We start from the raw sequence: 12,544 nt of genomic DNA, 5'->3' as shown, positions 1-12,544 counted from the left end.
GGGCCGGCGCCTGGTATCGGGCAATTAGAAGTTGCCCTTGAATTGCACACCAAATTGACGTGGCTCATTGATGAAGCCCGTGCGGTTGTTGAAGTCGATGGCGCCGGTGATACGCTGGGTATCGGTGATGTTGCGGCCAAAAGCGGCCACTTCATACTTGCCGGCATCCCAGGTGTAGCCTACGCGCAAGCCACCTTCGACCATCGGCTTGCCGGTGAACTCGGTTGCTTCATACAGGAAGAAATTGATCTTGCTGCGGTAAGCCCAGTCCGTGAAGACGAAGAATTCGCCGTTTTCCATCGGGATCGAATAGCGGCCCGTGGCGGTGATCGTCCACTTCGGCGCTTGCGGCAATGGATTGCCGTCGATGATGGCGCGGTTGCCCGTGGTCAGCGGATCGGTCACGGTGCAACGCGTTTGGGCGCAGGTGGCGATCGACAGGCTAGGATCCTTGATTTCCGTGAAGTTGTAGCTGCCGCCCAGGGACATCTTCAGGCTAGGCGTGACAAAACCTTCCAGTTCCAGTTCCGCGCCACGGCCATTCGTCTTGGCTGCATTGATCAAACGCGTGACGTTCGAGGTGCCGCCCACCACCGTCAATTGCTGGTTCTTCACCTGGTAGTTGTACAGGCTGAAAGCGACGCGGGCGCGGCGCTCGAACAGGTCAGCCTTGATACCCGCTTCGAACGAGGTGATCGTTTCCGCATCGGCCACGGTGACAGGCACGCTGGTGCTGGCTGGGGCGATACTTGGTGCGCGGAAACCGGTGGCGATACGGCCGTAGAAGTTCACGTCCTTGTTGTACTTGTAGGTACCGCTCAAGTCCCAGTTGACCTTGGCTTTGCTGACATCGGCGCTGGTCGGGTTGACCTGCACGATGTTGGTCGCTTCCACCGTGTTGAAATCTTTCTTGTCCTTGGTATAGCGCAAACCGGCGCGCAGCATGAAGTCATCGTTGACGGCGTAGTTGACGGAACCAAACGTTGCCCAGGCCGAGTTCTTCTGGCGGCTGGCCAGGTGCGTGGTCAGCACATGCGTGTCGGTATTGAAGTTGTCCGTGAAACCGTTGGCATCTTCATTGAAGTAATACACGCCAGCCTGCCAGTTGAGCGGACCGGCATTCTTCGATTCGGCGCGGAATTCTTGCGAGTATTGTTTCACGCTGGTGATGCCGCCGGCCGTTTCAACCTGGAAAGGAATGAAGCCGGGGCCCGTCGGCGTGCCGCCATCGATATCGCCATGCGACACGTAATTGCCGACCTGTTCAAAGCCGGTGATCGAGTACAGCTTGACGCCGTCCAGGTCCCAGCTCAGGCGGGCGCTGGCGCCATTGGTGCGCAGGCGCTGGAAGTTCGGTGCATTCGTAAACGACTTGTTCGGGTCGAAACCATCGACGATGTCGTTCGTGCCTTGCTTGATCATGTTGGCGTAGAAGATGCGCGCGCTGCCAGTCGTATTGCGCTGGTGCACATTGAACAGGGCATTGAACATGGTGTTCGGTGCGTACAGCAGTTGCACGCGTTCGGCGTGTTCGTTGTAGCCGTCCAGCGCGTTTTTCTGGCTCGAAAAGGTATTGTCGACGTAGTCGTCGCGGTGCTGGCGCAGGGTCGAAAAGCGCAGCGCCCATTCTTTGCTCAGCGGCACGTTGACGGCGCCATCGAAATTGCTGGTGTTGTGCGTGGCGGTGGAAACGTTGTAATAGCCTTCAACCTTGTCCAGGTTCGGCTTGACGGATTCGAACTTGACCACGCCGGCAGGGGTATTGCGGCCGAACAAGGTGCCTTGCGGGCCGCGCAGCACTTCCACGCCAGCCACGTCGAAAATCGGATAACCCTTGAGGATAGGATTTTCCTGCACGACATCGTCGTAAATCAGGGAAACAGGTTGCGATGCAAAGATGTTGAAGTCGGTATTGCCGTAGCCGCGGATGTAAAAGCGGGGGAAGGTGCGGCCATTCGACGATTCCACGTTCAGGCTAGGCACTTTGCCAGCCAGCACGCGAATGTCTTGTCCGCCGGACACCAGCACGTCGAGCTTCTCGTCGCGCAACAGCGACACGGAGACGGGCACATCGCGGATATTTTCCTTGCGGCGCTGCGCCGTCACGGTCACGGTTTCCAGCTGGCTGGCGGCAGGGGTCGTATCAGCAGCGACTTCATCTGCATACGCCGAGCCGATAGGCAAGGCAGCGGACAGTGCCAGCATGGCGGCGCTTTTGGCGCACAAACGCTGGTGCATCTTGGACATCTTGATCATGTTGTTTCCCAGAAGTTTAAAAAAGAATTGCGAAATCTGTCTTCCAACTTGTCTCCGGCTTATGTACGGCGCTGGATGATCGTATGCACCATCACGGTGCAGCAGCGCGAGCGGATGTTTCTCCGCACCTGGCGTCACTGGCTCTGCCCTGGCTGTCGTCCAAGCTGACAGCGGTCTGGCCGCATCTCTGGGATGTCTGATGAACACCAACTTTTGAGTAAGGCGCCAATTTAATTCAAGCGCCTTATGCGCTGCAAGAATATTGTTATGTAAAATATTCATTCATCAACATAATGGCCCGACTAGTGGTTATTCAGCCACAATAGCGCCCTTGCCTTGCTGTTTCACCCGAAGATTTTCCGCAGGACGCGATTTTTTCTCGTGGCCTGCAGAAAGCAGAATGGGCATCCTGCAAGACAGCCCAGAGCGTAAAAATAGTTGTAATATCGCCAGAATTGAGCTGCCATGCCGCCCCATCCCAGTGCGGCGGCGGTACCCCGCACCATCGTCGATCGCCTCCATGCCAGAACCGAGCCAGCCCAGCAACGCCGTCCCGTCCTCCATCGCCGCCGCCCAGGCCGCACATTTACTGCTGGGCGCCCATTGCGACATCGTCTGGAGCACGAAAACCTTCGGCCAGTTCGATGCCGACCAGCCTTCCTGGCGCGCCTTCACGGGCCAGACCGAGGCCGAACTGTTGGGCCGCGGCTGGCTCAATGCCCTGCATCCGGATGACCGCAACTTGCCTTACGTCATGCCATCGCACCTGACCAGCGTGTTCGAAGCGGAATACCGGCTGCGCCACGTCAGCGGCACTTACCGCAATATGGTCGTGCGCATGCTGCCTGTGCTGGCGCCCGACGGCAGCATCGTTGAATGGCTGGGTTCGCATTGCGACGTGACGCAGCAAAGACAGACGGAGCAGCAGTTGCGCCTGGCCATGAAGGGCGGCCGCATGGGCACGTGGGAGATCGACCTGGGCAGCGGCAGCATGGCCTGCTCCGATGCGTTCAAGGCCAATCTGGGCCTGCCGCCTGCCAGCCACATGGACTACGCGCAACTGACAAGCGCCATGCTCGACGGCGACCTGCAGCACTGGCAAACGGTGATGCATGCAGCCATCGCCAGCGCCAGCGATTTCGACATCGATATCCGCGTGCGCTGGCCCGATGGCGCGCTGCACTGGGCGCACATGCGCGGCACCTGCACCAGCGACGGCGCCGGCAACGTGATCACCCTGTCCGGCATTTCGCTCGACTTGACGGCCAGCAAGCAAAACGAGGAAACCCTGCGCCTGACTCTGGAGGCCGGTGAAGTGGCCACCTGGAACTGGAACATCGTGGCCGACCGGGTCACGGCCGACAGCAATATGGCGCGCTTGTTCTCCGTCAATGCCGAAGCGGCCACGGCAGCGCCGCTGGCGCGCTACCTGGGCATCATCCATCCCGATGACCGCGAGCAAGTCAGCGCGCAGATAAGCCAGGCAGTGCATGCGCACACGCCGTTCGAGGCCAGCTACCGCATCGGTACCGGCGATGGCCAGTACCGCTCGGTCATCGCGCGGGGCCGCGCGGAATACGCACCCGATGGCACGCCCTTGCAATTTCCAGGCGTCCTGCTCGACATCACGCGCCAGAAACAGGTGGAAGATGCGCTGCGCCGCAGCGAGGAACGCTACCGCACCCTGATCGAGCTGATGGACCAGGCCTTTTGCGTCATTGAAATGCTGTACGACGAGCAAGGCCACCCCATCGATTTTCGCTACATGGAAGGCAACGCCGCCTTCGTCAAGCAGTCTGGCCTGGACAATGCCATCGGCAAGACCATCCGCAGCTTCGTGCCCGACCACGACCAGCACTGGTTCGACCTGTACGACCAGGTCGTCAAAACCGGCGAGCCCGTGCGCTATGAAAACGAAGCCGTGGCCATGGAGCGCTGGTTCGAAGTCTTCGCCGCGCGCCTGGGCGGCCCCGGCAGCCGCCTGCTGACGATACTGTTCAGCGACATCAGCGAGCGCAAGCGCTCGGAGCAGCAATTGCGCCAGTTGGCGGACAATCTGTCCGAGATGGACCGGCGCAAGACGGAATTCCTGGCCACCCTGGCGCACGAATTGCGCAACCCGCTGGCGCCCATCCGCAACGGCTTGCAAATCATGCGCCTGGCGGCCGACAAACCCGCCACGGTGGCAAGAGTGCGCGACGTGATGGAGCGGCAAGTCAATCAGATGGTGCACCTGGTCAATGATTTGCTGGACGTGGCCCGCATCACGCGGGGCCAGATCGAACTCAAGCTGGAACGTGCAGACTTGAAAACCATCATCGCCAGCGCCGTGGAAACAAGCATGCCGCTGATCGAAGCGGGCCACCACCAGTTGCAGGTGCAACTCGACGAGCAGGCGCTGCCGCTCGAGGCCGACCCCACGCGGCTGGCGCAAGTGCTGGGCAATTTGCTCAACAATGCCGCCAAGTACACGCCCGCCGGCGGCCATATCAGCTTGCGCGCGGTACGCGATGGCAGCGAGGCCTTGATCGAGGTCAAGGATAGCGGCGTAGGCATCCCCGCCGAGTCGATCACGACTGTGTTTGACATGTTTACCCAGGTGTCGCAAAACATGGGCAGGGCTCAGGGCGGCCTGGGCATCGGCCTGTCGCTGGTGCGGCGCCTGGCAGAGCTGCATGGCGGCAGTGCCACGGCGGCCAGTGCCGGCGCGGGCCTGGGCAGTACTTTCATCGTGCGCCTGCCCCTGCTGGAGGAGGAAGCGGCAGCGCCCGCCGCACCGGCCGCCCCCGCCAGCGCCAGCGCCGCCCATGGTCCCCAATTCCGCGTGCTGGTGGTCGACGACAATGTGGATGCGGCCGATACCCTCGCCGCCGTGCTCGACATGATGGGCCATGCCACGCAAGTGGCCCACGACGGCGCGCAAGCCCTGGCCGCGGCGCCGCAATTTTTGCCAGACGTTATCTTCCTCGACATCGGTCTGCCCGGCATGAACGGCTACGAAGTGGCGCGCGCGCTGCGCAGGATACCGGCCGGCGCCAACGTCGTGCTCGTCGCATTGACGGGCTGGGGCGCCGAAGACGACCGCAGCCAATCGAGCGCGGCCGGCTTCGACTATCATCTGACCAAGCCGGCCAACCTGCTCGCCATCGGCGAACTGCTGGCCACCCTTTCCACACCAAAGACAGCGACAGACCATGACTGAATCCCCAAACCAACTCCGCCGCCACCTCCTGCTGGCCAGCGGTGCCGCCCTGCTGTGCCCGACATCGCTGCTGTTTGCCGCGCCCGCCACCAGCCTCGTCGCCGCCCACACGCAACTGGCCGCGCTGGAACAGGCCGCAGGCGGACGCCTCGGCGTTGCCGCCTGGCGCCAGGGCAGCGAACTGCGCATTGCCTATCGCGCCGACGAACGCTTTCCCCTGGCCAGCACCTTCAAGGCGATGCTGGCGGCCGCCGTGCTTGCCCGCAGCGTCAGCCAGCCGGGTTTGCTGGATCAGCACGTGCGTTACGAGAAAAAAGAACTGGTCACGTATTCGCCCATCACGGAAAAGCATCTGGCCGACGGCATGACCGTGGCGGACCTGTGCGCCGCCACCTTGCAGTACAGCGACAATAGCGCAGCCAATTTCTTGATGACATTATTAGGCGGGCCGCAAGCCGTGACGGCGTTTGCGCGCAGCATCGGCAATACGGTATTCCAGCTGGAGCGCTGGGAAACGGAACTCAATAGTGCCATCCCCGGCGAAGTGCGCGACACGGCCAGTCCCGCGTCAATGGCGCACAGCTTGCAGCAATTATTACTGGGAAATAGCTTGCCGGCGCCGCAGCGCCAGCAGCTCGACGCCTGGATGCGCGGCAACACGACAGGCGACAAGCGCATCCGCGCCGGCGTACCGGCTGGCTGGCAGGTGGCCGATAAAACGGGCTCGGGAGCGTATGGCAGCGTCAACGATATCGGCGTCGCCTACCCGGCCAGCGGCGCACCGCTGGTCATCGCCGTGTACTACACACGCGAACAGAAAAAAGCGGACACGAATCAGGACATCATCACGACCGCCACGCGCATCGTGGCGTCCGCGCTGGTCTGATTAGATCCAACCCTGATAAAACCGTTGCGAGCGGAAGGGAGCTGTCGCCGAGAGCGGAGCTGTGCTGTAGCACAGTGAGCATCGCAGGCGGCAGATCACGACGCGCAGCAGGTTTGATCAGGTCGTTGGGGGCAAGGCGGCCATGAAACCTGCATACGTGGACCAGGCGGGGTCGGCCGCGCTGCGGATTTCAATCGGGAATTTCGGGCGCGATGCCAACGCCGTATTCAGGCGATTGAAAAACTCTTCGCCCGATTGCGTGTAATAAATCCATTCGCGCAAGTTTTCACCCGTCGATACCAGCGCCAGGGTGGCGAAGCCGCCCTCTTCCACCACGGGCGCCAGCGCCGCTTCCAGCTCTTCCATGTGCTCGCGCTCGTTCGGCGCGGGCATGCCCGTTTCGTCTTCATAACGCCAGGCGATGATGATGCGGTCCGGCTGCGACGACAGGTCCCAGTCGTCATGGAAGGCGTCGACATAACGGTAGATGATGGCCATCTCGTCGCTATGCGTGACGATGGTGCCCCAGCTGCGGGCGGAAGTGGAATTCTGGTTCATGGTTGCAACAGTCAAAAAGAAGAATCGAGCAAAGGGCGAGCAGTCTACAGCACTGGCGGGCAAGTTACATTCCACGCGTCATACTGGGCACCGCTCTTGCGCAGCCAGACGCGGGCGTAGCTGTCGCGGTCACTCTTGAACACCAGCGCATAGCGCTCTTCGGCACGCGGTGCGGCGGCGCCCACGTCGACGGCCGCCAGCGTAAACTTCAGCGCCCGCAAGGGGGCGCAGGCCGTGTTACCCGCCATCAATAATCGCGCCCGCTCCAGCAGCGGCTTTTGATACAGCAACACGCCTTCCAGTTCCACATCGGGGATGCGCTGCAGCATGCGCACGGGCTCGGCCACCGCGCGGCAAGTGCCACGGTCGAGCCAGGCGTAATACTCCATGCCCGCCTCCTGCCAGCGCGCCTGCTTGCCCTCGCCATGCAGCACGAACTTGGTGCGCTGCGTACGGCACAGAGCGCCATGACCGCGATACGGCGGCGTTTCCGCGCTGCCCACCACTTCGCGACCACGGCCCCCCACCACGGGCACGCTCTCAAACACGGTGCGCGTGGCAGGCTCGCCCGGATATTGCTGCGCATAAAATTCCAGCAAGGACGCGCGCTGCTGCGCATCCACCGTCACCACCTCGGCGGCGTTGGCAGAGATGCACACGGTCGACACTACACACAGCGCCAAGTGGCGCACGAAATATCCTGGCATGTATCCTGGCATGGCATTCCTTCAATCGGAGTTCAGGGGCGGGTATCGCCCAAGCGCAGATTATATAGTTTGCAGCTAATACAGGGAGCCGCGGCTGTCAGGACGTGCACCCACTGGCGAAACTGGCTTGAACTTTAGTCAGACCTTGTCTTGCTCTCCACTACTTCCGTCAACTATTGCCGTTTGGCCAGCAAGGCGGGATCAAACGCCGTCCACGCCTCCAGTCGCAGCGCATACGCGGACGTCATCATCCAGCCGAATACCTCCGTTTTGTCTTCCTCGGGGCCGCAGGCTGCGTGCAGGCTGACGAGGCCCGGATGCGGGTGGCCCAGGTTCTGGAATCCCTTGCCATAGGCCGTGCCGGGCGGGCTCAGGGCCAGCCAGGCGGGTTCGCGGGAATAGAAATCGTTGAACAGGCGGTATTCGATGACGTGGTAACACTCGTGGTGTACGCGCAAGTCCATGCGCGCGAAGACGCCGGCCGGGTAGCGCTCCATCGCCGGCAAGACGATGCTGAGCAACAATTGCAGTCCGGCGCGGTCTTGCTACGAGCCGCTAGCATGGGATCTTTCACCGGCATCAAAAATGGGGCGCAATCACTGCACCCCATTTTACTAGCGGCAAATTCCTCAAAGCGTCAGCGCTGGTAGTTCTTGAAGAAATTCCAGCTGATCACGGTGGCGTCCGGCCCCAGTTCATCGCTGAACGGCCAGCCGGGAGGGCCGCCGCTCCACGCATGGTTCATGCCCTCGACCGTGTACTTTTGCGCGATGACGGCGCCGTTGTGCAGGTAGGTGTCGATGGAATAGCTGCGGCCGTACGGCACTGTCTGGCGCACGATGCTGTCGGCACGGTAGCGCACGCTGTCATTGTCGAGGCCATCGTCGCCCACATCGCTGGTCTGCAGGAATTGCTCGATGGTTTGCTCGCCGTTGACGGGGTTGACGACGATGTCGGCCGTGCCGTGGAACACCATCGTCGGCATCAGCCGGCGCGGCGAACCGGAGCAGCGCCAGGCATCCTTGCCCCGCGCTTTCGGGTCGAAGGAACTGCCGTTGAAGAGGGAATCGGCGGCCGTGAGCATGCCGATGGCGCCCTTGTACATGCCGCCCGAATGCACCATCACGGCGGCGAACACGTCCGAGTAGCAGGCGGCCATGATGGAGGCCATGGCGCCGCCCGCCGAGATGCCCGTCACATACACGCGGCTATCCTGCACCGCATACTTGCTCTTGACCTTGTTCAAGATACCCATCAGCACGGCCGGCTCGCCCGTACCCCGTTCCTGGTTCAGCGGCAGCATGAAATTCCAGCAACGCATGGGGTTGGCCGTGGCGTTCTGGCGCGGATAGACGACGATGAAATTTTCGCTGTCGGCCAGTTGGTTGTAGCGGCTGACGGCGGCCATGCTGTTCGGTTCGGAACCACAGCCGTGCAGCATCAGCACGACGGGCAGCGGCGTGTTCGGATGGTAATTGGTCGGTAGCCAGACCTGGTATTCGCGCGTGCCCCACAGGCTCGCGTACAGGCCGAAGTCCCACTGACCAGCGGCCGCCGGCAGCGCGGCCAGCAAGCCGCAGGCGGCGGCGATTGCGGATAAGAAGTGACGCAGTTGCTGATGCAGATGTGCCATGCCAGTCTCCTGATTCATTAAGGACGAAAACAGCGACAATGAACCGGCTTGGACCTTGGCCAGACCGGCACTTCCGACAGGCGAAGCCGGACCCAATGGGTCCAGCCCCGGCGGTGAAGAACTTTAAAATTTGTAGCCTGCCTTGGCGATGATCTGGCGCGGCGGACCGTAGAAACCGTCGAGGATGAACACGGCGGGAATGTTGTAGCCATCCGTGCGGTAGCGTTTGTTGCCCAGGTTGCTGCCGTGCAGACTGAAGGTCCAGTTCTTCGGCGCTTCCCACACGACACCAGCCGTCCAGATGCTGTAGCCGCCCTGCGCCAGGGTTTCGCTCAAGTCAGTAGTCGGATACACCTTGCTGCGGTAGCCATAACCGACCATGCTGCGCAGCGCGCCGCCGAAGACGTCGCGGTCCGTGCGCGTCAGGTTCAAGCCCACTTGCCGGCGCGGCGTGTTGCTGAATTTTTGCGTATCCGCAATGTTCTTGCCGCCACTCATGAACTCGTCATAGCTTGCGTTCAGCAGCGCGAGGAAACCGTTGACTTCCCACTGGCGGTTAGGCCGCCACGAGAATTCGAACTCGGCGCCTTTCACCGTCGCCTTGCCCGCGTTCGTGAAGTCGCCATAGAAGCCCGGCACGCCGCCCGGCTGTACATAGCTGGTAAACACCGACAACTGGATATCCTTGTAGCGGTTGTAGAACAGGGCCACGTTGGCGTCAAACGTATCGTCCGGTGCCGCGTACTTCATGCCCACTTCCAGCGCGTCGAGTTTTTCATCCTTGTAGGGGCGCGCGGAATCGGGCACCACCAGGTTGTTGGCGCGCACGTTGTAGCCGCCCGACTTGAAACCGCGCGACAGGTTGCTGTAGAAATTCGTCGTCTTCGACGCTTCATAGCGCACGGACAGTTTCGGCGAGGTATTGCTGACCGACAAGGACTTGTCGAAGTCGGCCGCCGTCTGGATGGGCCGCGTAAAGCCCACGTCGGCAAAAGCGCGGTTGAGCACGATGGCGCGCTTTTCCTCGCGCGTGTGGCGCAAGCCCGCATTGATGCTCCAGACCTTGCCCAGCGGCCAGGTCCAGTCCGTATACAGCGCCGTGCTGTCCGTCTCCACCGTGCTGACGGCGGCCGTGAACTGGCGCCCCAGGAAGTTGTTGTAGATGCCGCCGCCGGCCGTCCCCTCGAAGCGGTACAGGCCGATCACGCCGGCGCCGTAGTCGCCACTGTACGAGGCCTGCAATTCCAGGCTCTTCTGCTCGTCGCGCGAGTCGCCGAACACGTCAGCGATGGGCTGCGGCAAGCCGTCGAAGTCGATGGTTTGCTCGGATGTGCTGCGCCGCTTGGCACCGATCACTTTCACGGACCACTCGTTCGACAGCGTGTAATTGGCCACCAGCGAGCCGCCCCGGTTGTGCGTGAAGTTGTGGCCCGGCATGCCGCTCTGGATATCGTAGGCGCTGGTGCTGGCTGGCCGCCTGAGCGGGTCAAAGGCGCTCACGCCCATGCGCTGGAAGCCGCGCACGCCCGATTTGTCGTCCGTGGCGTCCAGGCTCAGCACGACGGTGAGGGGTATGTCCTGCGGAAAGTAACCGACGGACAGGCGCGCTGCCGTACTGTCCTGGTCGCTGACCTGTTCGCCATTGAAGGTGTTGCGACCGAAGCCGTCGCGGTCCAGCTTGGCAGCGGCCAGGCGCGCGCGCCAGGTGCCGCTCTCGTTGGCCAGATTGAAGGCGGCCTTGAAGTTGCGCTGATTGTAATTGCCGAGGCCCACTTCCGCCGAGGCGCCGTTTTCCTTCGCCAGGGGGCGCGAAATATACTTGATGGCGCCACCGATGGTGTTCTTGCCGTACAAGGTACCTTGCGGGCCGCGCAGCACTTCGATGCGCTGCACGTCGAACACGTCGAGCAGCGCGCCTTGCGGACGGGCCATGTAGACGTCGTCAAAATAAATGCCCACGCCCGGGTCCACGCCCCAGACGGGGTCGGCCTGGCCCACGCCGCGAATAAAGGCCGTCAGGGTGGTATTCGTGCCGCGCGAAGCGTACACGGTCAGGTTCGGCACGCGCTCCTGCAAGTCGGCCAGGTTCTGGATATTCGCCCGTTCCAGGGCCTTGGCGGAGAACGCCGTGACGGCCAGCGGCACGTCCTGCAGCCGCTCTTCGCGGCGGCGGGCAGAGACCGTCACGGTTTCCATGCGTTCTTTCGCATCGCTGGCCTCGCTGGCGCTCTGGGCGCTGGCGGCGGCAGACGTGGCGGCCTCCTGCGCCAGGGCCTGTGTAGAAAAGCTGAAGGCACCGGCAACGGCGAGGGCGGCGGGCATTAATTTCAAAGCAAGTTTCATAGCGTCTCCAATGTCAGGCTTGCTTGCCACCAGAGAAGATGACCGGATTCCAGAATCGCAAGACGTAACGGTACCCGCGCGCGCAATGCGAGCACCTGCCCTGCGATGACTGTTTCCCGGCCCCTGCCCGTGCGGCGAGTGGCCTGTTTATTTTGAATGTGTGGCGAGGAAGGACTGCAACAAGGTATTCACACGCTGCGCCTGGTCCAGGGGCGTGGCGTGGCGCGAGTTCGCGATAATCTCGATCTCGCACTGCTGAAACTGTGCGGCAAAGGCCCGCTTGCTGGCGACGGGCGTGTAATCCTGGTCGGCCGCCATGATGAAGACGGGCATGGCCAGGGCCTGGAAATGCAGATCAATATCCCAGTGGAAAATGGCGTCCAGCGCGGCCAGGTAGGCGCGCTTGTCCATGCCCGCCATCTGCGTGGCGAAGCGCTCGACGAGGGCTTGCTGGGACGGATCAGGAAACAGTTTCTTGCCGATGATCTTGCCCATGGCTTTCAGGCCGAAGGTAGCGATCACCGTGCGGCGTAGCCAGTAGGCAAACAGCAGCGCCGCCGGCTTGCTGCCCTGGAACGGCTGGGAGTTGATCAGGCACAAGCTGGCCACCCTGTCGGGAGCGCGGTTGGCCATTTCCAGGCCCACCATGCCGCCCAGGGAAAAGCCGACGATGTGCGCGCGCGGCACGTCGAGCTGGTCCATCAAGTTGAAGAGGTCGTTGGCGAAGTCGCCGATCTGCCAGTCGCCGTTTGGCGCAGGGCTGGCGCCATGGCCGCGCAGGTCGGGCACGATCAGGCGATAGCTGCTACCGAGTGCATCGATCTGCGGGCGCCAGTCTTCGGCGCAGGAACCGAGGCCGTGCAGCAGAAACACGGGATCGCCCTGCCCTGTCTCTGTGCCGAGATCGAGGTCGAGGTGATGCAATGTAACATCGGATGTCGTGTGACGCCGCATTCTGT

The 12,544-nt window shown here is 62.1% G+C and carries 10 protein-coding genes; 2 read left to right on the top strand and 8 right to left on the bottom strand.

Annotated features, from left to right (window positions below):
- Nucleotides 1–24 precede the first annotated feature (24 nt).
- A complete protein-coding gene (locus tag ACQ4WZ_RS19420; protein WP_436574271.1) occupies nt 25–2,256 on the bottom strand; it encodes a TonB-dependent receptor in 2,232 nt (743 codons plus the stop codon).
- A 309-nt stretch (nt 2,257–2,565) separates the two neighbouring features.
- Nucleotides 2,566–2,778, bottom strand: a complete 213-nt coding sequence (locus tag ACQ4WZ_RS19415) for a hypothetical protein (protein WP_436574270.1) — start codon at nt 2,776–2,778, stop codon at nt 2,566–2,568.
- On the opposite strand from ACQ4WZ_RS19415, the gene ACQ4WZ_RS19410 reads away from it, so the two are divergent.
- Entirely contained in the window at nt 2,777–5,458 is a 2,682-nt protein-coding gene (locus ACQ4WZ_RS19410) for a hybrid sensor histidine kinase/response regulator (RefSeq protein ID WP_436574269.1), read from the top strand. The genes ACQ4WZ_RS19415 and ACQ4WZ_RS19410 overlap by 2 nt on opposite strands.
- Complete coding sequence (gene bla, locus ACQ4WZ_RS19405) at nt 5,451–6,344, top strand: class A beta-lactamase (RefSeq protein WP_436574268.1); 894 nt, start codon at nt 5,451–5,453, stop codon at nt 6,342–6,344. Before ACQ4WZ_RS19410 ends, bla begins: the two co-directional genes overlap by 8 nt.
- Before the next feature lie 117 nt (nt 6,345–6,461).
- Here bla and ACQ4WZ_RS19400 read toward each other — a convergent pair whose 3' ends face one another.
- From ACQ4WZ_RS19400 to ACQ4WZ_RS19375, 6 genes are all read right to left on the bottom strand, one after another.
- Entirely contained in the window at nt 6,462–6,902 is a 441-nt protein-coding gene (locus ACQ4WZ_RS19400) for a DUF695 domain-containing protein (protein WP_101484117.1), read from the bottom strand.
- Between the two features lie 44 nt (nt 6,903–6,946).
- The gene (locus tag ACQ4WZ_RS19395; protein ID WP_436574267.1) at nt 6,947–7,621 is read right to left on the bottom strand and encodes a hypothetical protein; all 675 of its coding nucleotides are present in this window, start codon (nt 7,619–7,621) and stop codon (nt 6,947–6,949) included.
- A gap of 161 nt (nt 7,622–7,782) precedes the next feature.
- A complete protein-coding gene (locus tag ACQ4WZ_RS19390; protein ID WP_436574266.1) occupies nt 7,783–8,133 on the bottom strand; it encodes a hypothetical protein in 351 nt (116 codons plus the stop codon).
- Nucleotides 8,134–8,246: 113 nt separating this feature from the next.
- Nucleotides 8,247–9,242, bottom strand: a complete 996-nt coding sequence (locus tag ACQ4WZ_RS19385) for an extracellular catalytic domain type 1 short-chain-length polyhydroxyalkanoate depolymerase (protein WP_436574265.1) — start codon at nt 9,240–9,242, stop codon at nt 8,247–8,249.
- 123 nt (nt 9,243–9,365) lie between these two features.
- Nucleotides 9,366–11,585 (bottom strand): TonB-dependent receptor, encoded by a 2,220-nt coding sequence (locus tag ACQ4WZ_RS19380; protein WP_436574264.1) that lies wholly within the window; start codon nt 11,583–11,585, stop codon nt 9,366–9,368.
- Nucleotides 11,586–11,732: 147 nt separating this feature from the next.
- On the bottom strand, nt 11,733–12,539 hold the full coding sequence (locus ACQ4WZ_RS19375) for an alpha/beta fold hydrolase (RefSeq protein WP_101484112.1): 807 nt from the start codon (nt 12,537–12,539) through the stop codon (nt 11,733–11,735).
- Nucleotides 12,540–12,544: the final 5 nt, after the last annotated feature.

It is taken from the genome of Janthinobacterium darwini, assembly GCF_051380905.1.
Taxonomy (GTDB): domain Bacteria; phylum Pseudomonadota; class Gammaproteobacteria; order Burkholderiales; family Burkholderiaceae_D; genus Janthinobacterium.
Note: the sequence above shows the minus strand (reverse complement) of the source record. Positions and strands in the feature narration are given on the sequence as shown.

Excerpts from the sequence above, each read along its gene's own strand:
- ACQ4WZ_RS19375 (WP_101484112.1), bottom strand. The coding sequence starts at position 12,539 with ATGCGGCGTCACACGACATCCGATGTTACATTGCATCACCTCGACCTC.
- bla (WP_436574268.1), top strand. The coding sequence starts at position 5,451 with ATGACTGAATCCCCAAACCAACTCCGCCGCCACCTCCTGCTGGCCAGC.
- ACQ4WZ_RS19400 (WP_101484117.1), bottom strand. The coding sequence starts at position 6,902 with ATGAACCAGAATTCCACTTCCGCCCGCAGCTGGGGCACCATCGTCACG.
- ACQ4WZ_RS19395 (WP_436574267.1), bottom strand. The coding sequence starts at position 7,621 with ATGCCAGGATACATGCCAGGATATTTCGTGCGCCACTTGGCGCTGTGT.
- ACQ4WZ_RS19410 (WP_436574269.1), top strand. The coding sequence starts at position 2,777 with ATGCCAGAACCGAGCCAGCCCAGCAACGCCGTCCCGTCCTCCATCGCC.
- ACQ4WZ_RS19380 (WP_436574264.1), bottom strand. The coding sequence starts at position 11,585 with ATGAAACTTGCTTTGAAATTAATGCCCGCCGCCCTCGCCGTTGCCGGT.
- ACQ4WZ_RS19420 (WP_436574271.1), bottom strand. The coding sequence starts at position 2,256 with ATGATCAAGATGTCCAAGATGCACCAGCGTTTGTGCGCCAAAAGCGCC.
- ACQ4WZ_RS19385 (WP_436574265.1), bottom strand. The coding sequence starts at position 9,242 with ATGGCACATCTGCATCAGCAACTGCGTCACTTCTTATCCGCAATCGCC.
- ACQ4WZ_RS19415 (WP_436574270.1), bottom strand. The coding sequence starts at position 2,778 with ATGGAGGCGATCGACGATGGTGCGGGGTACCGCCGCCGCACTGGGATG.